At 72.4% G+C, this 22,990-nt stretch carries 22 protein-coding genes; 10 read left to right on the forward strand and 12 right to left on the reverse strand.

Going from position 1 to position 22,990, the window contains the following annotated elements:
• Position 1 precedes the first annotated feature (1 nt).
• On the reverse strand, positions 2 to 967 hold the full coding sequence (locus SSQG_RS36180) for a carbohydrate ABC transporter permease (RefSeq protein ID WP_003994959.1): 966 nt from the start codon (positions 965 to 967) through the stop codon (positions 2 to 4).
• Between the two features lie 170 nt (positions 968 to 1,137).
• On the opposite strand from SSQG_RS36180, the gene SSQG_RS36185 reads away from it, so the two are divergent.
• Both SSQG_RS36185 and SSQG_RS36190 read left to right on the forward strand, forming a co-directional pair.
• Positions 1,138 to 2,298 (forward strand): ROK family transcriptional regulator, encoded by a 1,161-nt coding sequence (locus tag SSQG_RS36185; protein WP_039934408.1) that lies wholly within the window; start codon positions 1,138 to 1,140, stop codon positions 2,296 to 2,298.
• A gap of 100 nt (positions 2,299 to 2,398) precedes the next feature.
• Positions 2,399 to 2,584 carry a hypothetical protein gene (locus SSQG_RS36190; RefSeq protein ID WP_039934410.1) on the forward strand — a complete coding sequence of 62 codons (186 nt, stop codon included), beginning with the start codon at positions 2,399 to 2,401 and terminating at the stop codon, positions 2,582 to 2,584.
• 294 nt (positions 2,585 to 2,878) lie between these two features.
• On the opposite strand, the gene SSQG_RS36195 is transcribed toward SSQG_RS36190, so the two are convergent.
• Positions 2,879 to 4,219: a S1 family peptidase gene (locus SSQG_RS36195; protein ID WP_003994962.1), complete on the reverse strand. Its 1,341-nt coding sequence runs from the start codon at positions 4,217 to 4,219 to the stop codon at positions 2,879 to 2,881.
• Positions 4,220 to 4,335: 116 nt separating this feature from the next.
• The gene (locus SSQG_RS36200) at positions 4,336 to 5,331 is read right to left on the reverse strand and encodes a hypothetical protein (protein WP_003994963.1); all 996 of its coding nucleotides are present in this window, start codon (positions 5,329 to 5,331) and stop codon (positions 4,336 to 4,338) included.
• A gap of 24 nt (positions 5,332 to 5,355) precedes the next feature.
• On the opposite strand from SSQG_RS36200, the gene SSQG_RS36205 reads away from it, so the two are divergent.
• From SSQG_RS36205 to SSQG_RS36215, 3 genes are all read left to right on the forward strand, one after another.
• Positions 5,356 to 6,534 carry a MalY/PatB family protein gene (locus SSQG_RS36205; RefSeq protein ID WP_003994964.1) on the forward strand — a complete coding sequence of 393 codons (1,179 nt, stop codon included), beginning with the start codon at positions 5,356 to 5,358 and terminating at the stop codon, positions 6,532 to 6,534.
• 69 nt (positions 6,535 to 6,603) lie between these two features.
• A complete protein-coding gene (locus SSQG_RS36210) occupies positions 6,604 to 6,990 on the forward strand; it encodes a PPOX class F420-dependent oxidoreductase (RefSeq protein WP_003994965.1) in 387 nt (128 codons plus the stop codon).
• A 64-nt stretch (positions 6,991 to 7,054) separates the two neighbouring features.
• Entirely contained in the window at positions 7,055 to 8,404 is a 1,350-nt protein-coding gene (locus tag SSQG_RS36215) for a Gfo/Idh/MocA family protein (protein WP_003994966.1), read from the forward strand.
• Positions 8,405 to 8,411: 7 nt separating this feature from the next.
• Here SSQG_RS36215 and SSQG_RS36220 read toward each other — a convergent pair whose 3' ends face one another.
• Complete coding sequence (locus tag SSQG_RS36220; protein ID WP_003994967.1) at positions 8,412 to 8,825, reverse strand: Zn-ribbon domain-containing OB-fold protein; 414 nt, start codon at positions 8,823 to 8,825, stop codon at positions 8,412 to 8,414.
• A gap of 153 nt (positions 8,826 to 8,978) precedes the next feature.
• Complete coding sequence (locus SSQG_RS36225; protein WP_003994968.1) at positions 8,979 to 9,689, reverse strand: TetR family transcriptional regulator; 711 nt, start codon at positions 9,687 to 9,689, stop codon at positions 8,979 to 8,981.
• Between the two features lie 159 nt (positions 9,690 to 9,848).
• Between SSQG_RS36225 and SSQG_RS36230 the strand changes: the two genes are divergently transcribed.
• Both SSQG_RS36230 and SSQG_RS36235 read left to right on the forward strand, forming a co-directional pair.
• The gene (locus SSQG_RS36230) at positions 9,849 to 10,553 is read left to right on the forward strand and encodes a peptidoglycan-binding domain-containing protein (RefSeq protein ID WP_039934413.1); all 705 of its coding nucleotides are present in this window, start codon (positions 9,849 to 9,851) and stop codon (positions 10,551 to 10,553) included.
• A gap of 67 nt (positions 10,554 to 10,620) precedes the next feature.
• On the forward strand, positions 10,621 to 11,109 hold the full coding sequence (locus SSQG_RS36235; RefSeq protein WP_003994970.1) for a flavin reductase family protein: 489 nt from the start codon (positions 10,621 to 10,623) through the stop codon (positions 11,107 to 11,109).
• A 45-nt stretch (positions 11,110 to 11,154) separates the two neighbouring features.
• Here the strand turns inward: SSQG_RS36235 and SSQG_RS36240 are convergent, their stop codons facing one another.
• From SSQG_RS36240 to SSQG_RS36255, 4 genes are all read right to left on the reverse strand, one after another.
• Positions 11,155 to 13,548 (reverse strand): GAF domain-containing SpoIIE family protein phosphatase, encoded by a 2,394-nt coding sequence (locus SSQG_RS36240; protein ID WP_425315008.1) that lies wholly within the window; start codon positions 13,546 to 13,548, stop codon positions 11,155 to 11,157.
• A 106-nt stretch (positions 13,549 to 13,654) separates the two neighbouring features.
• Positions 13,655 to 14,221 carry an antibiotic biosynthesis monooxygenase gene (locus SSQG_RS36245; RefSeq protein WP_003994972.1) on the reverse strand — a complete coding sequence of 189 codons (567 nt, stop codon included), beginning with the start codon at positions 14,219 to 14,221 and terminating at the stop codon, positions 13,655 to 13,657.
• 48 nt (positions 14,222 to 14,269) lie between these two features.
• A complete protein-coding gene (locus SSQG_RS36250) occupies positions 14,270 to 14,647 on the reverse strand; it encodes a hypothetical protein (RefSeq protein WP_003994973.1) in 378 nt (125 codons plus the stop codon).
• Positions 14,648 to 14,909: 262 nt separating this feature from the next.
• A complete protein-coding gene (locus SSQG_RS36255) occupies positions 14,910 to 15,827 on the reverse strand; it encodes a MurR/RpiR family transcriptional regulator (protein WP_039934416.1) in 918 nt (305 codons plus the stop codon).
• Between the two features lie 167 nt (positions 15,828 to 15,994).
• Between SSQG_RS36255 and SSQG_RS42010 the strand changes: the two genes are divergently transcribed.
• Complete coding sequence (locus SSQG_RS42010) at positions 15,995 to 16,156, forward strand: hypothetical protein (RefSeq protein ID WP_003994975.1); 162 nt, start codon at positions 15,995 to 15,997, stop codon at positions 16,154 to 16,156.
• A gap of 56 nt (positions 16,157 to 16,212) precedes the next feature.
• Entirely contained in the window at positions 16,213 to 16,614 is a 402-nt protein-coding gene (locus tag SSQG_RS36260) for a DUF3662 domain-containing protein (protein ID WP_003994976.1), read from the forward strand.
• Between the two features lie 72 nt (positions 16,615 to 16,686).
• Here SSQG_RS36260 and SSQG_RS36265 read toward each other — a convergent pair whose 3' ends face one another.
• From SSQG_RS36265 to SSQG_RS36275, 3 genes are all read right to left on the reverse strand, one after another.
• Positions 16,687 to 18,378: a phospholipid carrier-dependent glycosyltransferase gene (locus SSQG_RS36265; RefSeq protein ID WP_003994977.1), complete on the reverse strand. Its 1,692-nt coding sequence runs from the start codon at positions 18,376 to 18,378 to the stop codon at positions 16,687 to 16,689.
• Between the two features lie 21 nt (positions 18,379 to 18,399).
• Positions 18,400 to 20,313 (reverse strand): phosphatase PAP2 family protein, encoded by a 1,914-nt coding sequence (locus SSQG_RS36270; RefSeq protein WP_039934418.1) that lies wholly within the window; start codon positions 20,311 to 20,313, stop codon positions 18,400 to 18,402.
• A gap of 139 nt (positions 20,314 to 20,452) precedes the next feature.
• A complete protein-coding gene (locus tag SSQG_RS36275; RefSeq protein ID WP_003994979.1) occupies positions 20,453 to 21,352 on the reverse strand; it encodes an N-acetylglucosamine kinase in 900 nt (299 codons plus the stop codon).
• 264 nt (positions 21,353 to 21,616) lie between these two features.
• Here SSQG_RS36275 and SSQG_RS36280 point away from each other — a divergent pair, with 264 nt between their 5' ends.
• Positions 21,617 to 22,750: an ROK family protein gene (locus SSQG_RS36280; protein WP_003994980.1), complete on the forward strand. Its 1,134-nt coding sequence runs from the start codon at positions 21,617 to 21,619 to the stop codon at positions 22,748 to 22,750.
• Positions 22,751 to 22,990 lie beyond the last annotated feature (240 nt).

Raw genomic sequence — 22,990 nt, forward strand, 5'->3', positions numbered from 1 at the left:
GTCAGCCGAGGTCGGTCCGGCCGGCCCGGGTGAGCCGGTACTGCAGGACGGTGATCGCGCTCAGCACGACCAGCAGGGCGACGGACATGGCCGAGGCGTAGCCGAACTGGAAGCGCCCGAAGGCGGAGCCGTAGATGTAGTACTGGAGCACGTTGGTCGCGTTCGCCGGACCGCCCGCGGTGGTCACGGCGACGGTGTCGAACACCTGGAACGACCCGATCACCGTCATGATCAGCACGACCGCGAGCACTGGCCGCAGCAGCGGCATGGTGATCCGCCAGAACATCCGCCACTCGCTCGCGCCGTCGACCCTGGCCGCCTCGTACATGTCGTTCGGGATCGCCTGGAGACCGGCGAAGAGCAGCAGTGCGGTGTACCCGACGTGCCGCCACACGTTGATGAGCGCGATCGTCGGGATCGCCCAGGTCTCGTCGGCGAGGAACGGGATGCGGTCGGCGCCGAGGGCGCTGATGATCTCGTTGCCGATGCCGAGCTGCGTGTCGAGGATCCAGAGCCAGACGAGACCGGCCACGACGTTCGACATCAGGTACGGCGTGAGCACGATCCCGCGCAGCATCGCCGACTGGGTCAGCCGCTGCAGGAGCACGGCGATGGCGAGGGCCGAGACCGTCTGGACGCCGATGTTGATGACGACGTACTCGACGGTGACCTTCAGCGAGTCCCAGAAGATGGGGTCGTTGACCATGCGGACGTAGTTGTCCAGGCCCACCCACTTCGCCGGCGTCAGCAGGTTGAAGCGGGTGAAGCTCAGATAGATGCCCCGCAGCGTCGGCCAGAGCAGGAAGACCAGGAAGCCGAGCAGCGCCGGCGCGATGAAGACCGCGGCCAGTCGCCCGTCGCCCCGTGTCTCGCCCACCTCCGTCCGCCGGGTCCTGGGTTTGCTCCGTGGCTCCGAGGCGCCGCCCGCGGGCAGACGCGACGGAGGACTGCTGGAGGCGATGGTCATCGGGAGACTCCCTCGCAAGCGGCGGCTCGTCCTCTGGCGGGACTTACTTTTGGTGCGAAACAATTGCTGCGTCAAGAGGCGTGCAAACATCTTTTCGCAGGAACCATCATCGTCCTAGAGTGGTCATGTTGGTTTTAGTGCGAAAAAAAGCCGAGGGGAGTCGGACGCACATGACCGCAGGCGCCGCAAGCTGGCTGCCGCTGAGCACGGGTGAGCGCTCGGTGGCCATCGAAGTGCTGGTCCACGGCCCGCTGTCGCGTACCGAACTCGCCCGCAGGCTGGGCCTGTCGGCCGGCAGCCTCACCCGGCTGACCAAGCCGCTGATCGAGTCGGGTCTGCTGGTGGAGGTGGCCGAGGCGGGAGTGCCGGCGGAGGCGCGCCAGGGCCGCCCCTCGACCCCGCTGGACGTCGTCGCCGACTCCCGGTCCTTCCTCGGCTTCAAGATCACCGAGGACACGGTCTACGGCGTCGTCACCACCCTCAGAAGCCACATCGTCGCCCGTCACGACCGCCCGCTCACCACCCACGACCCCGCCGAAGTCGCCGACGTGCTGGGGGAGATGACCGCCGAGCTGGCTCGCGACCACCCCCGGCTCGCCGGGATCGGCATCGGGGTCGGCGGGTTCGTCCAGGACCGTGCCGTCGTCGGCGAGTCCCCCTTCCTGCTGTGGCGGGACGTCCCGCTGGCCGAACTCGTCCAGGAGCGCACCGGGCTGCCCGTGGTCGTCGAGAACGACGTCGCCGCCCTGGTCGAGGCCGAGACCTGGTTCGGCGCCGGGCGCGGCCTGGACCGCTTCGTCGTGCTCACCATCGGCGCCGGACTCGGCTACGGGCTGGTGCTGGGCGGCAAGCGCGTGCCGTTCGCGGAGGAGGACCGTGGCTTTGGCCGCCACTGGATCGTCGACCCGAACGGTCCGCTGACGCCGGACGGCCGGCGCGGCAACGCCGTCTCCATGCTGACCATCCCCAGTATCCGCTACCAGATCCAGGCCGCCACCGGCCGTGATCACACCTACGAGGAGATCCTCGCGCTGGCCGCCGCCAAAGATCCCATGCCGGCCCGGGTCGTCGAGGAGGCGGCACGGGCTCTGGGCACACTCGTCGCGCAGATCTGCAACTTCGTCATGCCGCAGAAGATCCTGCTCGCGGGGGAGGGGGTCGGGTTGATGGACGTGGCCGGCAAGACGGTCGAGGAGACCGTCCGCGACCAGCGGCACCCGCTGGCGGCTCCCGTCGATCTGGAGACCAAGGTGTCCGATTTTCACGACTGGGCGCGCGGCGCGGCCGTCCTGGCCATCAAGGTGCTGGTCCTGGGATCGGCCGAAGCGTGAACAGCCTCACGTTTACCGGGAGATGGACGTGATCAGTAACACTGTCCGGAATGCCCGTTTGGCTCGTGATTACTCACATCGCCTTCACGCTCGGGATCGTATGCTTCACAGTATGTCCACCACTGTTGAAACCTCATCCGAGCGATCGGCTGACGAGGTCAACGAGGAGATCCGTGCCCTGTGGCGCCGGTCGGGCGGGACACTGAGCGGCGAGCAGCGCGAGGAGTACCAGCGGCTCGTCCTGGAGTGGGCCGCCGCGGTGCCGCAGTCGGCGCCTGCCGCCTGAGCGTCGTACACCGCTGACACATCGGACCCTCGTCCAAGGGCACCCCTGACCGAATGGGTGCCCTTCTCGCACTTCCTCGGTCGTCGTCTACGGCATCGTCGTCCCCCAAGCTCTCGGCTTCGCTCGAGCACGGAGCTTGGGGGAGAGCGTCGTGGTGCCCGTGAGCGCCGTCACCGGAGTCGCCCTGTCGGTGCTGTGCGCAGTGCTCGTCCTCGGCGACCGTCCGGGCGCCCTGGCCTGAGCGGGACACCCGGCGGCGGCGTCCGGCGGCGTCCGCCCCCGGGCACGCGGACATCATCCCCAAGTGGCCGAGTAGTACTGCCGGTACGCCTTGCGGTCCTGCTCCGCACGGATCCACCGGGTCGCCACCAGGGCCACGAGGCTGCCCGCGATGACCAGCATTCCCGGGCCGACGTTGCGCGGGTCGGTGAGACGGGTCAGCAGGCTCGACACGCCCTCGCCCGTCACCGGTGCCGAAGAGCCGGGCGACGCGGTGCCCTGGGAGGCCGACCGCGCGGGTCCGGCGCCACCCGCCTGCTTGGACACGATCAGCTTGACGTTCAGCTCGGTCAGCGCCTTCGTCACCGGCTGGAAGAACGTCGTACCGCCCGCCGTGCAGTCCCCGCTGCCACCCGACGTCACGCCCAGCGCGATGCCGTCGGCGAACATCGGGCCGCCGCTGTCCCCGGGTTCGGCGCACACGTTCGTCTCGATCAGGCCGGTGACCGTCCCCTCGGGGTAGTTGACCGTCGCGTTGAGCGCGGTCACCTCGCCCTCGCGCAGCCCGCTGGTGCTGCCGCTGCGGAAGATCTTCTGCCCGACCTCGGCATCGGCCACTCCCGTGATCCGCACGCCCTCGCCGTCACCGACCGACACCACTTCCGCGCCCTTGCCGGCGCGGCCACCGGCGTACTTCACCAGCGAGTAGTCGTCGCCGGGAAAGCTCCCCTTGAGCGACGTCCCGACCTGGTCCCGGCCCCGGTCGTCGGCGAACCAGACGGAACCGTCGGGCCCGCAGTGCCCGGCCGTGAGGATGTAGTCGCTCTTGCCGTCGGTCACGTTGAAGCCGGCCGAACAGCGCCCGGCGGTCGACAGGATCGGCAGCGCGCCGTTGAGCCGAGGGGTGAACGTGCCCTCGGTGCGCTCCATGCGCACGAATCCGCCGATGCCCTCCGCGACTTCGGTCATCCGCGACCAGTCGGAGGCGGACACGGTGCTGTCACCGCGTACGACGACCTGGTTGTTCTTGTAGTCGAGGGCCCAGGACGTCCCGGACACCCTGGGCGCCGAACGCAGCGTCGCCGCGGCGGACTTGAGGTCGCTCATGCTGTGCCGCACCATCTTCGCCCGGGCGCCGGCGCGCTTGACCTCGGCGGCGGCCTCCTCGTCCGTGACGGCGACGACCGGCTTGCCCGCGGAGTCGACCCAGTTGCCGGCCGTACGGGAGGTGCCGAGGCTGGACACGAGGTCGGTGCCCTTGCTGGTGGCGGCCCCGGCGGAGTACGGCAGGCCGATCGTCGGGTCCGGGGGCTCGCTCGCCACGGCTTGTGTGACCATCGCTCCTCCGAGGAGGAGTCCGCCGACGGCCGCCAGCCGTGTCACTCGCCGGACGACCCGTCGTCGTGCGTGCCTCATGCATGGCTCCCGAACCCGAACATCGCGGTGTGAACACCACGGGGCACTCCTTGAGTTGAGTGCCCTCTTCCCATACGGGCCTCAGGCGCGCCGCGTTCAGCGCGCGCGTGATCTCTTCACCACCGACCGGCCGGCGGGGCGGCGAGCAGGGCACGGCTGCGCACGTCACCCCAGACCGAGGCCGGGTCGACGTAGGGCCGCAGCAGGGCGGTGAGCGCCGGGTCACCGCGGCCGTTCAGCTCGTCCGAGGCGATCTTGCGGGCGATCCCCGCGAGGAAGTCCGCCACCTGCACCCGGGTGTCGTCCCGCGCGACGACGAGCCGCACCCCGTCGAGGCGGGCTCCGGCCCGCCGGGCCGTCTCCTCGATCCACGCGATGCGGTCCGGCGTCAGCATGTTCTGCCGGTCGTGCACCAGCCGGACCGGCCGCCCGTCGCCGCTCCAGAGCACGGCCGTGCGGACGATCGCCGGGAGCAGCGGGTTGAGGACGGGGATCAGGGGCGGCCCGTCCAGGAACGCAGCCCGGTAGGCCTCCGCACGGGGCCGGCTCGCGGCCAGCCGCTCCAGGATCTCGGCCGCGTCCGTCCCGGGGTGCGCGCGGCGCAGGGCGTCGACCGTGCTGTAGAAGGTCTCCACGGGGTCCCCGTCGTGGCGGACCCGCAGCAGGTGGTTGGCCGCCGCCAGGAACGCCCGCCAGCCGTCCTCCCCGACCGTCCGGCGGCCCACGCGGAACAGGGTGACGGCCCCGGCCGGGTCGTCCAGCAGCAGGCTCACGGCCCGGTCCACCACGAAGTACGTCTTCTCCATGAGATGCACCCGCGCCTGCCCGTGCACCGGCCCGTGCGGCGCCAGCAGCCACTCCAGCACCACCCGGTACTTCTCCCGCAGCAGATGGTTCGCCTTGTACTCCTCGGCGGGTGAGCGGATCCGGTCCCGGATCTCCCGTACGATCGCCGCCGCCGTCGGTTCCGGCAGGGACACACCGGCGTGTGCGAACACGTCCGTGTTCCCGCCGGTGAGGTTCTCGCCGTCCGACCCCGACTCGTCGCAGGCGATCTCCAGGAACGGGCCCGCCGCCTCGCCCCGCTCCCCGTCCGCACGATTCCCGCTCACTGCACAGCCCCCTATCGTGTGCTCATGACCAGGATCCCGCACGAGACGTCCGGTGAACCTAACCCTCTGCAAGCCCTCACGCTCGACCGCCTCCGCCGCCGCACCAGCATGAAGTGGCGCACCTACCCGGCGGACGTGCTGCCGGTGTGGGTGGCGGAGATGGACGTACCGCTCGCGGAGCCCGTCGTGCGCGCCGTCACCGACGCACTCGGCCTCGGCGACACCGGCTACCCCGCCGGCACCGCCTACGCGGAGGCCCTGGCCGCCTTCGCCGAGAAGCGGTGGGACTGGGACGGGCTCGCCGTGGAGCGCACCGCGATCGTGCCCGACGTCATGCTGGGCGTCGTCGAGATGCTGAAACTGGTCACCGGGTCGGGGCACGCGGTGGTGGTGAACTCGCCGGTGTACCCGCCGTTCTACGACTTCGTCGGGCACATGGACCGGTGCGTGGTCGAGGCCCCGCTCGGCGTGGACGGGCGCATCGACCCCGAGGCCCTGGAGGAAACCTTCAGGCAGAGCGTCGCGGGCGGACGCCGGGCCGCCTATCTGCTGTGCAGCCCGCACAACCCGACCGGCACCGTGCACACGGCCGCGGAGCTGTCCGCCGTCGCCGAGCTCGCCGAGCGCTACGGCGTGCGGGTCGTCGCCGACGAGATCCACGCGCCGGTCGTGATCGACGGCGCGGACTTCGTGCCCTACCTGAGCGTGCCGGGCGCCGAGCGCGGCCTGTCCCTGATGTCGGCCTCGAAGGGCTGGAACCTGGCCGGGCTCAAGGCCGCCCTCGCGATCGCCGGGCCCGGCGCCGCCGCCGACCTGGCCCGGATGCCCGAGGAGGTCGGGCACGGCCCGAGCCACGTCGGGATCATCGCCCACACCGCCGCCCTGCGCGACGGGGGCGCCTGGCTGGACGCCCTGCTGAGCGGCCTCGACGCCAACCGGCGGCTGCTCGCGGACCTGCTGGCCGAGCACCTGCCCGGGGTCCGCTACCGGCCCGGCGACGCCACCTACCTCGCATGGCTCGACTGCCGCGCCCTCGGACTCGGCGACGACCCGGCGGACGCCTTCCTGCACCGCGGCCGGGTGGCCCTCAACTCAGGCCTCCCCTTCGGTACCGGGGGAGCGGGCCACGCCCGCCTCAACCTGGCGACCTCGCGAGAGGTGATCACCGAGGCGGTACGGCGGATGACGGCGGCGCTCGACTGACGGCGGCGCTCGACTGAACCGGCGGCCCCGGAACCCCCGCCCGGTGCGACCCGCTCGTAGACTGCCGCCATGGACGACACGGCGCTGGACGAACTGGGCGCGGGGAAGTACCTGCTGGTCACCAGCTACCGCAGGAACGGTACGCCGGTCGCCACGCCGGTCTGGGTGGTGCGCGACGGAGACGCGCTCGGCGTCTGGACGGCCGCCGAATCCTGGAAGGTGAAGCGGATCCGCAACCGCGCCGATGTCCTCGTCGGCCCTTGCGACCTGCGCGGCAACCCCACCGGCGAGCAGGTGCCCGCGACGGCTGAGATCTGTGACCCGGCCACCACCGCCCGCTACCGGCGGCTGATCGCCCGCAAGTACGGTCTCGCGGGCCGGCTCACGCTGCTGGGCAGCCGGCTGCGCAGGGGCCCGGACGGCACCGTGGGCGTGCGGATCGTTCTCGCTCCCTGAGATTCAGCAAGCGCTTTCCGCCCCCGGGGAGTGGGCGGCCCGTCCCCGGGAAAGGCCACCTGTCATGAGCCGTACTCCCGTCCTGCGCGCAGCCGTCGTCGGCACCGGTCACCGGGCCCAGTTGTTCACCCGCGGCCTCGCCGAACGCCCCGGCCACCTCGTGGCCGCGCTGTGCGACCCCAGCCCGACCCGGATGGCCTTCCACAACCGGCTGCTGACCGACGCCGGCCGGCCCGCCGCCACCGCGTGGGAACCCGACCGCTTCACCGACCTGCTCGTGAAGGAGGACATCGACGAGGTCGTCGTCACCACCGTCGACGCCGAGCACGACCGCTACATCGTCCCGGCCCTGAAGGCGGGCTGCCGGGTCGTCACCGAGAAGCCGATGACCGTCGACGCCGAGCGCTGCGCCCGCATCCTCGACACCGTCCGTGAGACCGGCAACTCCCTGACCGTCGCCTTCAACTACCGTTTCAATCCCGTGCACGAGAAGGTCCGCGCCCTGCTCGCCGACGGCGCGATCGGCGAGGTGCTGTCGGTCCACTTCGAGTGGCTGCTCGACGTACGGCACGGCGCCGACTACTTCCGCCGCTGGCACCGCGAGAAGCACCGCAGCGGCGGCCTCATGGTGCACAAGTCCTCGCACCACTTCGACCTGGTGAACTGGTGGCTCGGCGACGAGCCCCGGGAGGCCTTCGGCTACGGACGGCTCGGCTTCTACGGCCGCGCGGCGGGGGAGCGGCACGGACTGCGCCGGGACTACGACCGCGCCCACGGCGCCGAACCGGCCGCGGACGACCCCTTCGCCCTGGACCTCGCGGCCAACGACACCCTGCGCGCCCTCTACCTGGACGCCGAACACGACGACGGCTACCTGCGCGACCGGAACGTCTTCGACGGACCGATCACCATCGAGGACGACATGTCCGTCCTCGTGCGCTACGCACGCGGCGCGACCATGACGTACCACCTGACCGCCTACTCCCCCTGGGAGGGCTACCGGGTGATGTTCAACGGCAGCGCGGGCCGGCTGGAGCTGGAGGTCGAGGAGAGCCGCTGGCAGCCGCCCCTGACCCGCGTCACGTCGACCGCCGGCGCCCTGCACGGGGACACGGCCGCCGAGCACGCGGGCGGCGCCCGCCTCACCCTGCGCCCGCTGTGGCAGCCCCCGGTGGACGTGCCGATCGCGGTCGCCCACGAGGCCCACGGCGGTGGCGACCCGCGCATGCTCGACGCGCTGTTCGGACCCGCCGACCCCACCCGCCCGGCGGACACCGCCGCCGCGGCCCACCCGACGGCCACCGAACGCGACGGAGCACTGGCCCTTGCGGTCGGCCTCGCGGCCAACCGGAGCTTCGAGACGGGACGGCCGGTGCGCACCGACGACCTGATCGCGGGCGGGAAGAGCGCCTGAGAGGGAGTCAGCTCCAGGCTCGGTACGGCTCGTCCAGCAGCTGGAACACCGGCTCGCCCCGTACCGGGTCCTTGGCCGTGGACAGCCGTACCCGGTCCCCGCTGTGGATGCCGATCGGCGGGCCCATGACCCGGCCGCGCACGACGAACCCCTCGGACATCTCGATCAGGGACACGTTGCGTGCCGCGGGCGTGTTGCGGTGCACCACCGTCGAGTGGCGCACCGTGCCCGTGCCCTCGCTGCGCTCCGTGCGCAGTTCGCTGCCCCGGCAGACCGGACACAGCAGCCGGTGGAACATGGCGGTGCCGCACCAGGTGCAGCGCTGGAAGAGGATGGCGTCCGAGTCGGGTCCCTTCGGGGCGAGGAGCCCCGTCGCGGAGCCGGCTGCCTGCTGAGCGACGCTTCCTGGGTGGTGGTACACGCTGGTCAACTCCCTGCACTCGGCCGGAATCCCGCATACGCGGCGACCCGCGCACACGCGTGCCCGGTTCGCCGTGCCACCGTGCACGCAGCACAGCGTATGGCACTCAGTGCCACTCGTAAAGGCACTCCGTACCCTCAATGTGCGGACCGTTCAGGCCCGCCCCAGCGTCGACTCGATCTCCTGGACGACCCGCCACAGGGGTGCTCCACGCCGCGAGACGACGACCACCACGTCCTCCGGCTGCTCCTGTGCCGCGGGCGCCGGAGCGTCGCCGAACGCGGACTGCACGTAGGCCAGCGCGTGGTCCATCGCGGCGCTCGCCTCGCCCTGCCCGTGTGACCGCAGCCAGGAGCGCAGCGCGTTGTTGTGCGCCGCGACCACCGCGGCCGCGATCACGTCGGCCTGCAAGGTGCCGTCCCGGCGGGCCGCGAAACGCCGCCGCAGATAGTCGGCGAGGGCCCGCTCGTAGCGCCACACCACCGACAACTCGTAGGCGCGCAGCCCGGGGACCTTCTTGGTGAGGCGGTAGCGCTGCACGGAGAACGTCGGGTTCTCGGCGTACATCCGCAGCACGAGCCGGGCCGCGTCGCAGACCCGCCGCACGGGCTCCTCGTCGCCCGTGCCGGCCGCGAGGAAGGCCGTCATGTCGGCCAGGCACCGTTCGTGGTCCGGGAAGACCACGTCCTCCTTGGAGGGGAAGTAGCGGAAGAAGGAGCGCCGTCCGACCCCGGCGAGCGCCACGATGTCGTCGACGGTGGTCTGCTCGTACCCCCGCTCGAGGAACAGCCGGAAGGCCGCCGTCACCAGGGCGTCCCGCATGGATGGCTTTCCGTTCCCCGTGCCGGCCTTGTCGGAGCTCATGGTCTGGAACGTAGCACCCGGAGGGCCCACGACGGCACTGAGTGCACTCTCGGGGAGGAACCGAGTTCCCTCTGAATATCTGGCGCGGCAGCCGCGTATCTAGCGGCAGGACGAACCGCGACGACGGGCGCCCCCGAGCCCGGACGGAAGGAGAGCAGCGTGTCGACACCGTCCGAGCCCCGGCAGCCGCACGACGGCACGGCCCTCGAACCCATCCGCGTCCTGCGCCCCCGCCGCACCGACGCCCTCGCGGAACTGATGCGGGAGTTCCAGCAGCAGACAGACCGGGAGCCGGGCGGCTACGAACCTGTGGAGCTGCCGGGGCCACCGGCCGGCTCCGAGGAACTGACGCAGGAGCTTCCGCCCGTCGCCCGCTCGACCCGCCGCTACGGGGACGGCCGTGTCGGACGCGCCGGATCCGGAGCGCGCCGCACCGCTGTCTCGTTGGCCGTCCTCGCGGCCGCGGTGATCGGCTTCGGCGGCGCGCTGCTGCTGCGCGGCGGGAACACGGACGACGAAGCGGCCCCCGCCCCCCGGCCGACCCGGTCCGCCCCCACCCCGGCATCCACACCCACACCGACACCCACTCCCACACCGTCGGCGTCGGCGCCGGTGGACCCCGACGGCGCCGGGACGCTCCGTGAGGGGGCCACCGGCCCCGAGGTGACCGAGCTCCAGCAGCGCCTTCTGCGCATTCCGGATGTCTACCGCGACGGCGCCACCAGCGGCAGCTACGACCCCACGCTGACCGCGGCGGTCGCCCGCTTCCAGCTCTGGTACGGCATCCGCGGCGACGAGACCGGCGTCTACGGCAACGACACACGTGCCGCGCTGGAGTCCCGCACGGCACCGGTGTCGGGCTGACCGGTGTCGCACCCGGGGGCGCTCCCGCGGTGCGCGTCGGCCGCGCGGGTGCGGCAGGGATGCGAACATGGCGGGCATGGACGAGTTCATCGACCGGCTGAACCCCGACATGTGCCTGGTCACCGCTGTCGCGGCGGGTGAACGGGCGGGCTGTCTGGTCGGGTTCGCCTCGCAGTGCTCGCTCAGGCCCGTGCGGTTCGTGGTGTGGTTGTCCGAGCTCAACCACACCTTCCGGGTGGCCCGGAACGCCGGGGTCCTCGCCGTGCATCTGCTCGGCCGCGAACAGCACGATCTCGCCGAGCTGTTCGGCGGGCACACGGGCGACGACACGGACAAGTTCCAGGGCGTGCGGCTGCGGGAGGCGTACGGCGGGGCACTCGTCCTGGAGGACGCGCCGGCCTGGTTCGTCGGCCGGATCGTGACGCGCGCGGGCGGCGGCGACCACGTCGGCTTCGTCCTCGACCCCGTCGAATGGGGCGGACGGAAGTCCCACGACGGGCCCCTGCTGCGGCTCTCCGACGCCGTCGACATCACACCCGGTCACCCGGTCGACTGACCTCGCGCCCCGCGTTTCGAACGCCGGCGCCCGGTGCTGCCCGCCCTACTGCTCCCGAACCTCGGGAACCCGGACGTCCACCACGCACACGTCGTCCCGCCGCACCTCCGGCAGCAGCTGCGTGAGCAGCGGCCCCAGCGACCGGGGCCCGTCGTGGGGCGGGGCCGCCACCGCCTCGGCGAGACGTTCCAGACCGCGGTCGATGCTCTCCGGAGGGTGCTCCACCAGGCCGTCGGTGAACAGGATGAGCCGGTCGCCCGGTTCGAGCCGGCACTCCGCCTCCTCGTAGACCGGCGTGGTGGTCGCCCCGAGCAGCATCCCGCGCGGGCGGCGCAGATACCGCGCCTCGCCGTCCCGCAGCAGCAGGAGCGGAAGGTGCCCCGCCTGGGCCCACACCAGACGGCGCTGCCGGGGACTGTAGCGGGCCAGCACCATGGTGGCGGTCGTGTGCGAGTCGCGCGAGTGCAGCAGCAGCGTGTTCAGCCGGGCGAGCGCGCCGGTCGGCGACGAGCCCGTGATGACCATGCCCTTCGCGGTGAACCGGAGCTGCGCCATCGTGGCGACGGCGTCGACACCGTGCCCGGCGACGTCCCCGACCACCAGCAGCGCGTCCCCGTCGGGCAGTTCGATGGTACTGAACCAGTCACCGCCGACATGCACACCCGACTGGGCCGGCAGATAGGCGACCTCCACGCGCAGCCCGGCCAGGTGCACCGGCCGGTTGGCCAGCGGGAGCAGCGCGTGCTGGAGCAGGGAGGCCAGGGTCCGCTCGGCCTGGAGGACGTCGTGCTGGGTGAGGATCGCCCGCTCGCTCTCGACCAGGGCCAGCTCCGCCCGCCGCCGGGCGGTCATGTCCTGTACAAAGCCGTGCACCTCGACGGGTGTGCCGTGCCGGTCGGACACCGCCTCGGCCACGAGCCGCAGATGCCGGATCCCCCCGCTCGTCCTGATCCGGAACGGAATGTCGAACGGCCGCCCCTCCTGGCCGAGTTCGTTGACGGCGCGGGTCAGCGCCGGGGTGTCCTCGGGCAGCGCGAGTTCCGGCAGCTCGTCGAGCGGCACCGGGCCCCGCGCGGAGTCCCGGCCGACGATGGTGAACACCTGGGTCGACCAGGAGGCCTCCCGCGTGGCCAGGTTCCAGTTCGCCCAGCCGAGGTTGCCCAGCCGCTGGATGTCCGCCAGCCGGTGCTCCTGCCGGTCGGAGGAACCGTGCCGGATCCACGACACGACGAGCGCGTCGCCCAGCGGCGCCACCCGCGCCGTGTACGTGAACAGCTCCGCGACGCCCGCCACGACCTCCTCGTGCGCGAACCGCTCGCCCTCGTACGGCTGCCCGGTGGCCAGCACCTGCAGACAGCCGCGCCACAGCGGCTCGGCCACCAGTGCCGGCCGGAACTCCAGCAGGCGCCGCCCGGCCGGCGCCTCGCCGGCCCGGCCCAGCAGTTCGCCCACCTGATCGGTCGCGGCCTCCACCCGGAAGTCCTCGACGGCGCCCGACGCGGCACGCAGCGGCGTGAGCAGCATCGCCGCCACCGGCAGCGCCTCGAACAAGGCCTGCACCGCGTCCGTCGCGGCGTCGGCGGACCGCTCGGCCGGGGCGTCGAAGGCGCGCAACCGGCCGGCGCACAGCCCGGTGACGCCCCGCAGGTGAGCGCGGTCGCGTGGGGTGAACGGCTCGGCCCGGCCGCGCAGCACGCCGATGCAGACCTCGGCCGAGTCCCCGACGAGCACGGGCAGCCAGGCGCGCGACCGCCACCGCTCGGGCGGATCGCCGATCAGCAGGTACCGCTCCGCGTCCGCGGCGAAGTCCTCCAGCCAGCGGGGCTCGCCCGACCGCAGCGCGTCCAGCGCCGCGATCCCGCTCAGCGGCGGCACCTGACTCCACTGCGCGGCCAGCTTGTCGTCGATGCCGGCGTGCCCGGTCAGTTCGAGGCCGCCGTCGGGCCTGCGGGCGTAGATCATGACCGCGTCCGCCGCCAGGTCCGCGGCGAGATGCTCCAGCAGACACCGGGCGAGGTCCTGCGGTGTCATGACCCGAACGAGGGCCTGGCCGAGACGGGCGAGGGCGGGGGCGACGTCGTCCGGCGCGGCCTGCGCCGGCCAGTCGGACCAGAAGTCGGGTGTGGCGGTTCCGGCGCCGTCGGCAGCCTTGCCCGGGCCGTGGGCCGTGGGGGCCAGCGTGCCGAGGGTGATCCAGCACTCCTCCAGCAGGGTGCGCCGCGCCGCCTTGGCCCGCCGGCGCAGTCGCTCTCCCGCCGCGTCCGCGGGACACCCGGTCAGCGCCATCACGGCACCCTTGGCCCGCTCCACGACAGCTGATGTCGCCGCCTGGTCGCGCAGCCGGTCCATCTCGGCCCGTTGCCGGGCGACGATCTTGGCCAGTTCGACCAGGTCCGGTGCGGCACGGGGCTCCACCGGTGTCACGCGCTCGCTCGTCACGCGTCGAGCATTGCACACCCGTGCCGATTCGAAGAGCGCCATGTGCGCCCGTATCTCACCCCGCATCACCGTGGCCCCGCCGGTCACATCCGTACCGCGGATCCTGTCAGTGGCCGTCGCGCGAATACAGCCACAGCCGCAGCAGCCGGCTGAGCCGCGGCATCACCAGATACGTCAGCACCGGCAGCAGCACCAGCGGGAACACGGCGGCCCGCAACGGCAGCGGCCAGCCGGCGGTCCGGGGGGTCACCAGCCACTGGATGAGCAGGACGAAGGGGTAGGCGCCGAGGAAGGTCGTGAGGACCATCTTCCAGCGCGGCGGGGCCTGCACCGCGGTGCCGGGCAGGCTGAACCACGTCTCCATGCCGGTCGTGGACTGGCGTTCGCTGCTGACCTCGGTGGCGATGTCCTCGATCCGCCGGTGCCAGTGCGCGCGCTCCTTTGACTCCAGCCAGGCGGCCAGCCGGTGCTGGTCGGACCAGCGCAGCACCGCGTGGTAGCGGTGGCCGTCCTCGGGAGTCAGCCAGGAGACGCCCTCGTTGCCGGGGAACTGACGGGCGCAGCGGCTGATGCCGTGCGTCCACTCCTCGAACTGCTGCTCCCGCCCGGGGCGCACCTGCCAGGTCAGGACCGTGGTCACCGGCTCGCCGCGGCGGACTTCGGTGGTGCTCATTCACTCACGTGTGCCACGCGTGGCGCGGCTCATGCCCGCCCCGGCCGTTTACGGGCGGTTGGCCTCGACCAGGGCACGGGTGACGGCCCGGACACTGCGCGCGATGTGCTGCAGCTGCATGACCTCGGCCGCGTACAGCTTGATCGTGTGCTCGATGACCCCCTCGTGGAGGCCGAGTCCGGGCAGGTCGGCGCGGGCGGTCTGCAGGGCGGTGCGGGCCACCCGGATCTCGTTCTGGACCTGGATCTGGGCGTGCCGGGCGAGCAGGACCGGGTGGCGGACGAACACGGGGTATCCGGCGTAGCGAGCGGGCACCAGCTCGCGCAGCCACTTGGCCGCGGAGCGCTCCCAGTCGTAGCTCCCGGGGGTCTTGACCTGGCAGGGCCAGTCCGGGCTGATGCGCGTGGACGTCAGGGGCATGATCATCGCTTCCGGGTGTGCGGCGTCGTGAGGGTGGACGACGGGTCGGGGCGGCCCCGGCCTAGGGGATGACCGGGGCCGCCACGGACACCCGTGACGCCGGAGCGGGTAGGACCCGGCCTCCACGGGTGCGGAACGGATCCGGAAACGACCGGGTCGCGATCCGTGAGCAGTATTTATATATGCCATCCGGTTTTCAAGGCGCATGAAAACATTCATGCGCGCTTTGTTGTGGATGGCCCCGGTCTGTGGCCGTTGTCCGGGCCGCTCAGTCCCTGAGGAAGAAATGGTGCTGGTCGGCGACCTGTTCGTACTCCTCCAGCCGGGCCTGGGTGCGCTCCGGATCCGCGTCCGTCATGGCCTGGAGCAGCGCCGCGCACACCACGCCCGGGGCGGCGTAGGAGTCGAAGACCAGACGCGAACCGGTCCCGGTGGCGAAGACGACGTCCGCCTCGTCCGCGAGGGGCCCGAGCGCCAGGTCGGTGATCAGGGCGACCTTGAGGCCGGCGCCACGCGCGACCCGGACGGCCGTCAGGGTCTCCTGGGCGTGCCGGGGCATCGAGAACGCCAGCACCCAGGTGCCGCCCGCCTCACGCGACTGGAGCAGCGCGTCGTAGGCGACGCTGCCGCCCCGCGTCACCAGCCGCACGTCCGGGTGGATCCGCCGGGAGGCGTAGGCGAAGTACTCGGCGAGCGAGACGGAGATCCGCAGGCCCAGGACCGTGAGGGGCATCGACGAGGACAGTTTGCGGCCGATGTCGATCACCCGGCTCGGGTCGGCGAAGTCCCGCCGCAGGTTCTCCAGGTTCTCGATCTCGGCGTCGACCGCCGCCTGCAACTCGTTGCCCTCGATCTCCTCCGCCGGGCCGCCCGCGAGGGTGCCCAGCGCGATCGACTGGAGTTTCTCCCGCAGGGCCGGATAGCCGCTGAAGCCGACCGCCGAGGCGAAACGCGTCACCGAGGGCTGACTCACGCCGACCCGGTCCGCGAGATCCGTGATCGACAGGAACGCCGCCTCCGTGATGTTCTCGATCAGGTACTGGGCGATACGACGCTGCCCCGGGGACAGCCGGGGCCGGTCGAAGAGCGTCCTGAGCTGGGCGGACGGGGAGACCTCCGCTTCCGGGGCAGCCTTCCCCGAGGTGATCGCGGATGCCTGTGCGCGTGCCTGCTGCGGCGATGGCACCGGTGCGCCTCCTTCGTCTCCCACGGACGTTCAACATAGCTCACGCACCGTGGTGACCAGGGCTTCTGCGCACGGCACATGAGATGCCCGGCCGGTGGATACCCGTGCGCCGGGCGGGAACCCGCCGCGGCAGAAGATCCCGACACCAACGACGAGGAGCCGTCTTCATGACCGTCCCCGAGGAGAACCGGCCGAAGACACAGACCACGGACGTGGCCCTGGACCAGCAGGACGAGGACCGGTCCCGGGCGCCGGGCGCCACCGGCCGCACGATGCGCGAGGCCCTGGAGGAAGCGGAGGTGAGGCCCGACGACTACGACGAGCACTAGCGCGCCCCTGGCCGCCCCCGACCGAACCGACGACGCTTCCGGCAGGTGAGACAACAATGGGCGCGCTGAGTGCGCTGGAAGAGACTCTGGAAAACCGATGGGAGGCCCTCTGGGCGCGGGTCCTCGACAAGGAGCCGGTCGAGGTCCTCGACGCCCTGCGACGCGAGTGCGACGACAACGCCGTGGTGTGCCGGGCGGGCCGGGTGATGGTGCCCAACGCCTACGACGTGGAACTCGCCGACGAGGTGCACGAGCAACTGTCGCGCCAGGGCACGGACGTGGGACAGGCCCTCACCGACAGCCTGTCCCGCCACGCGGAGCGCAAGGGCTACGAGTTCGCGGGCCCGCTCGCGGTACACGTCGCGAGGTGCCCCGACATCCCCGACGGCCGCTACCGCGTGGCGAGCAGGGTGATGGAACACGTGAGCGTGGACGGCTTCTTCCACGCCGCACACTGAAGCACCCCAAAGGGGCGCGGGGAACTGCGCGACCCGCCACACCGCACCCGCGGACGGCGAACGAGCGCACGCTCAACGGCGATACACCGTGATCGAATGCCCGATGTCGTCAACGGGGCGGCTGCCGCCGATCAACTCGGCCAGCCGCCCCGTCGCTTTCGCAGCAGCCGAATCCGACACCACCAACAGCCCCCGTACCTCACCCGCCGGCACCTTGCGAGGATCACGCGCCTCGATGCCGTAGTACGACGGCACACCACTGCCCTTGTACACGAGCCACACCCGCTCACCCGCATACCGCTCACGCAACCGCGCGGCGAGCAGCCCGAGATCCTGCCCCCAGTCCACGTTGGAGTCGTGCAACAACTCCCGGGTCCTGGCAGGCCCCCCGAACGCCTCGTTGGAATACGGCAGATAGAAGGGAAACGTCCGCAGCGAGCTGACCGCGACGAACGCCACCAGCACCGCCACCCCGACGGAGACCCACCACCGCCGCACCACGAGCACACAGCCCGCCGCCACCGTCAGGAACAGCGGCAGGAACACGGCGTAGCGGGTGCCGAAATCCCGTGCCCCCTGCATGGCCGCGGCCAGCAGCACCAGAGGAGCGGCCAGCAGATACGGCGCCGCCGGCCGCAGCCGCCGGACCGCGACCACCGCCACCGCACCCCCCGCCCACAGGACGAGCATGCCCAGCGGCGTCTTCACCAGCAGCGCGGCCGGCAGGTAGTACCAGAGCGAGCCCGAGTACAACCGGCCGAACAGGAACCCCTGCCACGGCCGGTTCTCCAGCCCGAGCTGGATGCGCAGACCGTCCCGGTAGGCCTCGGGGAACGGCATCAGGTCGACCAGCGCACCGCGAAGTCCGTGCACCGTGGGCACGTGCTGCTCCGGAGTCCAGCGCAGTTTCGGATCGACCGTCAGGTAGGTGACCCACACGACCGCGACGGCGGCCAGGAAGACGACAGCCGCGCCGGTCGCCGCCCGGACCAGGGCTCGGCGCCGGTCGTCCCCGGTGGCGTGCCACACCGACACGGCGGCCAGTGCCGTCAGCACCGGTACGGCGGGCAGCGTGCTCATCTTCGTGGCCAGGGCCGCCCCGAGGGCCACCCCCGCGAGCGGCACATGCGGCCGGGGGCTGCGGCGCGCCCGCCACAGCAGCCAGACCGATGTCACCACGAACCCGGCAGCCGGCACGTCCAGCGTGGCGAGCGAGCCGTGGGCGATGACGTCGGGGGAGAAGCAGTACAGGGCGAGCGCGGCCAACGCCCCCGTCACCCCGGCCAGTTCACGGGCGAAGGCGAACACGACCAGCCCGAACAGCAGCGTCAGCGTGATCACGGGGAGGCGGGCCCACAGCATCAGCCGCCAGGGATCGTTGCCCGCCTCGTAGAGCAGATGCCGCCCCACCGCGCCCTGGTCGCCGGTGACGGACGGACCGATGTGCGGATCCGCGAGGGCCACCCCGGTGCCGATGACGAGCTTGCCGAGCGGCGGATGTTCGGGGTTGTGGCGCAGCCGGTGCTCGTGCGTGTACTCGGCGGCCGCGCCCACGTACACCGGTTCGTCGATCGTCGGGGTCTGCCGCACGGCGGTGGTCACCATCGCGAAGGCCATCTGCGCGAGCAGCAGGGCCACGAGGAGCGGCACCGTCCACCGTCTGCCGGACCGCCTTCCCGCCCCCGCCGGTGACGGGGGCGGGAGCGACGCCGGCCGGGGGAGGGCGGGAGCGATCCAGAGGTCCCTCATGGACCCACTCTGCATCAGCCCCCGCCGCTCACGGCGTCATCGCCGCACGAGTCGCACCGACAGACCGTCAGCGGTGTACTCGGGCACGGCCCGCAGCGTCGGGGAGTCCAGCTCGACACGGTCGAACCGGCCGCGCAGCGCGGGAGCCGACAGGACGGAAAGAGTCGTCCCCGCGGCCGGAGGCCGCTGGGCGTCGAGCCGCAGCGACAGCACGCTGCCCCGGCCCAGCAGGACCCGTCGGCCCACCGTGAGCGCCGGGCCGTGGCTCCCGCGCAGCAGCAGTTCCAGCGTCGACTCGCCCTCCTGCACGTACGAGCCGCGCACCCGCAGGACCTTGTCCGCGCGCAGCGTGCCGCCCGTGACCTGGACGTCGCCCTCGCCCAGGGCGTTGGCCGAGGCGGCGACCAGGGTGCCGTCCGCGACGACCGTCCCGCCGTGGTAGCGGTTGTGGCCGGTCAGGGTGAGCGTGCCGGTGCCGCGCTTGGTGAGGCCGCCCTCGCCCTCGATGCCGTGGCGCCAGCTGTCGGCCGCGTGGAAGCCCCCGGCCGCCGCGTCCAGCGTCACGGTGACGTCCTGGTCGAAGGCGCCGTACCCGTCCGCCGCGGCGAACAGGTTCAGCCGGCCCCACTGCTCGAAGCCGTCCAGCAGGACGTATCCGGAAGGCAACGCGGTCGTGCGCAGCACCTCCCGCCGCTGCGCCGCGCTCAGGTACGGCAACCGCGTCTCCAGCAGCACCTCCGCGCCCTTCGGCACCGTGAGCGGGTCCTTGCGGCCGCGGCGGGGCAGGACGTACGTCAGCCTGGGCGCGACGGCACGGGCGTTGGCCTCACGGTCGGCGTACGCGTCACCGGCGTCCGAGTGCGCGAAGTCGTACAGCGTGTTCGCCGTCGTGCCCGTCCTCTGCGTGAAGTACGCCAGCGCCTGGGCGCGTGCCGCCGCCTTGAGTTCCGCGTTCGCCGGGTCGGCCAGGGTCGCCGCCGTCAGGGCGGTGGCCATGATCCGGCCGCCGATGACGTCGACGGTGGAGTGCATGCCCGACATGATCCGGGTGTGACTGAGCTCGAACGCCCGCGTCACCAGCTCCTGGAACCGCTCGGGCACCGCGTACGCCAGGGCCAGACCGGCCAGGTGGAAGGCGTTGGTGTGGCCGCTGGGGAAGCCGCCGTCGTCGACGGGGGAGGTGCTGCGCTGACGCAGCAGCTGTTTGACGACGACCACGTCCGAGTCGTACACCGGGTATCCGAGTTCGTCCGTGCGGCCGGTGTCGACGACCTCGCTGTCCTCGTTCATGCGCCACGGACGCGGGTACTGGAAGGCGTACTTGCCGGGGTTCCCGGAGGCGAACGGGCCGCGCACGGTGTCGACGAGCTTGGCCACCTGGCCCAGGTCCGAGGTGTGGGAACCGGCGCCCAGTGCGGACCCGGCGGGCGCGTCGGCCGGCACGGAGTCGCTGATCGTGGTCGGGGGAGTCGTGTCCGGTGCGGCGGTGATCGACGTGACCGCTCTGGCGCCCGCCTTGTACAGGTCGGACAGCGGGCCCAGGCCGGCGATCATCGCGTAGCTCTGGTGCTGGCGGTCGTAGACGAACGCCTCCCGCGCCTGTGCCTCGGTGCGCGCGCCGGTGACCCGGGCGCAGTAGCGCATGTTGGCGCGCAGCACCTCGGGGCTCAGCGGCGTGCCGGTGTTCCAGGCGGCGCCGGTCTTCCACACCTCGGCCATGCCGCCGAGGATCCGTACCACCGCGTTGGTCTCGGGCGTGAGGTTCGGCAGGACGTTGGTCCTGTAGTCGTCGACGAACGCGGCGGGAGCGGTGGCGGCCTTGGCGTCCGCGGCGCCCAGCCATCCGACCAGGGTCGGCGCGGCGACCAGTGCGGCCGAGCCGCCCAGGGAGGTTCTGAGGAAACCCCTCCGGTTCAGCGTGGGGGAGTGGTGCCCGGCGGATGACGGCATGGGTGTGCCTCTCTTCAGTTCTGCGGCCTGCGGCCGGGTGGGGTCGTGCGATCTTGCCTGATTCGAAGGCCGAGCGGTGTCCCGTCGACGAGGGGTCGGCGGCCGGGACGTGACCCGCGGGTGAACGCGCGGCCCCGGCTCACAGGAGCGAGCGCGCCAGCGTCACCGCACCCTCGACCGGTGGCACCCGCAGGGGCCTGGCGCGGGCCGTGGGCACCGTTTCGGCCAGGGCGTCGGTGAAGGCGTCGAACAGCTCGGACTGGGCCAGCACCGTGCCGCCCGCCACGACCACGTCGTCGACCGCGACACCCCGGTCGGCGAGCCGGGTGACCAGCGCGGCGAGCGACCGGCCCGCCTCGTCGATCACGGTCCGGGCGAGCGCGGAGCCGTCGGCGGCTGCCGCGAAGACGACGGGAGCGTGCCGGCCCCACTCGGCTGAGACATCCGTGGCCTTCTCCAAGGCCGCGCCGAGCGCGGGCACCTCGGGCACATCGAGCGCGGCGACGAGCCCGAGCGCGAGCGCGTCGGGCCGCTCCCCGCGGTCGTGGGCCGCCCACACGGCCCGTGCCGCCTCCCGGACGAGACCGGCGGCGCCGCCCTCGTCGCCGAGGACCGCGCCCCAGCCACCCACCTGGACGGCGGTGCCGTCGGGCAGCCGCCCCACCGCCACCGAGCCGGTGCCGGCGACCAGGCCGACACCCTTGTCCAGTCCGGCCGCGGGGACGAGGAGCTGCGCGTCGCCCACCACCAGCGCGGGCGCGTCGAAGTGCAGCTGGAGCGCGTCGCGTATCTGCGCGCACTGGCGGGGGGTCTCGCAGGCGTGCCCGCCGACGGCCACGGCGGTCGGGCGGGCGCCCGCCGGGAGCGCGTCGGCGACCAGCGCGGCCAGCCACCCGGCGGCGGTCACCGGGTCGTGCGGCCGCCAGCCGCTGCTCGCACGGACGTGGTCGGCCACGGGGACGTCGCCCACGAAAGCGCGGAGATGCGTCTTGGTGCCGCCTACGTCGATACCGATCACGAGGGGCGCGAAGTCCTGCACGGAGCCTCTTTCGTCGTTGCGCTGGGCTGCGACGGCGGGCGAACCGTGCCTGAAGGACGGGCAGTTGAATGACTCGGGAAGCCCCGGGACGGGCTTCTGGCGGAGCACGGCAGGCGAGTACCGTGTACTTCGTTAGGAAGTTAACTAACGAAGTACAGTGCGTCAAGAGGAATCCCTTCGCCGCGTCCACTGGAGACGATCCGAGACGATCGACCCGGGAGCGCGCGGCCCGTTACCCGTGTGGGGGAACTGTTGGAACCTGACGTGGCAAGAGCCCCCCGCCTGACCGAGAGCGCGGGCGCGGTGTTCGCCGTGCTGGCCGAGGCCGGCCGGGCGACCCGGCCGCAACTCGCGAGCCTCGCGCGCCTGTCCAAGCCGACGGTGTCGGCCGCCGTCGCGGAACTGGAGGGCGTCCGGCTCGCCGCGCACTCCGGCACCGCCTCCAGCGGCACGGGACGCAACGCCGCCGTCTATCGACTCGGGCCGGCCGCGGGGGCCGTGCTCGCCGTCGATCTCGGCCCCGCCCTCACCCGGGTCCGCGGCTGCGCCCTGGACGGCGCGCTGCTCGCCGAGGCCACCGGCTCCCGGGCGGACGCCGCCGACGTCGTGCGCGAGGCGCTCGACGCGCTGCCCGCCGACGCCCCGCTGCGGACCATCGTCGTGGCCGTCGGTGACGTCACCGCGCCGCGCAAGGAGGGTGCCGGGATGCGTCCGGCGACCGCGAAGGCCGGTCCCGTCTTCGACGCCGTGACCGTCGCGCTGCCGCCGGGCGTCCCCGTCCACCTCGAGAACAACGTCAACTGCGCCGCCCTCGCCGAACTGCACGAAGGTGCCGCCCGGGGGCGGAGCACCTTCGGCTACCTGCGCATCGGCGTCGGTATCGGCCTCGGCATCGTCGTCGGCGGCCAGGTGCTGAGCGGTGCGAACGGCGCCGCAGGTGAGCTGGCCCGGCTGCCCTACCCGTGGGACGACGGCCGCGAACCCCGCCACGAGGCCCTGGAGGAGTACATCGGCGCACGCTCCCTGCTGCGGCGCGCGGCCGAGGCCTGGCCGGATGCCGACGGCCCGTGCCCCGGCACCGCCGAGCAGCTCTTCGCACTCGCCGGACAGGGCCGTGCCGCCGCCCGCGCCGTCGTCGAACGCCATGCCGTGGACGTGGGCCGGCTGGCCGCCGCCGTGACCGCGGTACTGGACCCGGGGCTGGTCGTGCTGGGGGGCAGTACCGGCGCGTACCCGCAGCTCCTGCCCGGCGTCCGGGCCGAGCTCGCCCGGCTGAGCTGGCCCACCGAAGTCGTCAGCAGCACGGTCGGCGACCTCGGCACCGTCGTGGGCGCCGCCCGGCTCGCGGTCTCCCGAGGAGTCCAAACCGTGACCGAGGTTGCGGGGGCGAAGGATTGACGGCTCCGACTCGATCTGCCAATGTCCGGACAAGCGCTTTCTGAGTTGGCCGGGACGCCGACTCCGGGTGAGCCTCCCGCCCGTACGCGAAGTACGGCAGCCGCACGAGGGCGTGCTTGTGCGACGTCGGCCGTCATGGCCGGGGACTCCACCCGTCAAGGTGACGCGGCCGGGCGAGGCCGTGCCCCCGGGAAGCGAAATTTCCTGCAATATGCACCCGTGCCGCCTCGGCTGGCGCCG

This window comes from Streptomyces viridochromogenes DSM 40736 (assembly GCF_000158955.1).
Taxonomy (GTDB): Bacteria; Actinomycetota; Actinomycetes; order Streptomycetales; family Streptomycetaceae; genus Streptomyces; species Streptomyces venetus.

What these genes read in the sequence shown, in the direction of transcription:
- SSQG_RS36180 (WP_003994959.1), bottom strand. Translation starts at nt 967, where the DNA reads ATGACCATCGCCTCCAGCAGTCCTCCGTCGCGTCTGCCCGCGGGCGGC.
- SSQG_RS36185 (WP_039934408.1), top strand. Translation starts at nt 1,138, where the DNA reads ATGACCGCAGGCGCCGCAAGCTGGCTGCCGCTGAGCACGGGTGAGCGC.
- SSQG_RS36190 (WP_039934410.1), top strand. Translation starts at nt 2,399, where the DNA reads ATGCTTCACAGTATGTCCACCACTGTTGAAACCTCATCCGAGCGATCG.
- SSQG_RS36195 (WP_003994962.1), bottom strand. Translation starts at nt 4,219, where the DNA reads ATGAGGCACGCACGACGACGGGTCGTCCGGCGAGTGACACGGCTGGCG.
- SSQG_RS36205 (WP_003994964.1), top strand. Translation starts at nt 5,356, where the DNA reads ATGACCAGGATCCCGCACGAGACGTCCGGTGAACCTAACCCTCTGCAA.
- SSQG_RS36210 (WP_003994965.1), top strand. Translation starts at nt 6,604, where the DNA reads ATGGACGACACGGCGCTGGACGAACTGGGCGCGGGGAAGTACCTGCTG.
- SSQG_RS36215 (WP_003994966.1), top strand. Translation starts at nt 7,055, where the DNA reads ATGAGCCGTACTCCCGTCCTGCGCGCAGCCGTCGTCGGCACCGGTCAC.
- SSQG_RS36225 (WP_003994968.1), bottom strand. Translation starts at nt 9,689, where the DNA reads ATGAGCTCCGACAAGGCCGGCACGGGGAACGGAAAGCCATCCATGCGG.
- SSQG_RS36235 (WP_003994970.1), top strand. Translation starts at nt 10,621, where the DNA reads ATGGCGGGCATGGACGAGTTCATCGACCGGCTGAACCCCGACATGTGC.
- SSQG_RS36245 (WP_003994972.1), bottom strand. Translation starts at nt 14,221, where the DNA reads ATGAGCACCACCGAAGTCCGCCGCGGCGAGCCGGTGACCACGGTCCTG.
- SSQG_RS36250 (WP_003994973.1), bottom strand. Translation starts at nt 14,647, where the DNA reads ATGATCATGCCCCTGACGTCCACGCGCATCAGCCCGGACTGGCCCTGC.
- SSQG_RS42010 (WP_003994975.1), top strand. Translation starts at nt 15,995, where the DNA reads ATGACCGTCCCCGAGGAGAACCGGCCGAAGACACAGACCACGGACGTG.
- SSQG_RS36260 (WP_003994976.1), top strand. Translation starts at nt 16,213, where the DNA reads ATGGGCGCGCTGAGTGCGCTGGAAGAGACTCTGGAAAACCGATGGGAG.
- SSQG_RS36265 (WP_003994977.1), bottom strand. Translation starts at nt 18,378, where the DNA reads ATGCAGAGTGGGTCCATGAGGGACCTCTGGATCGCTCCCGCCCTCCCC.
- SSQG_RS36270 (WP_039934418.1), bottom strand. Translation starts at nt 20,313, where the DNA reads ATGCCGTCATCCGCCGGGCACCACTCCCCCACGCTGAACCGGAGGGGT.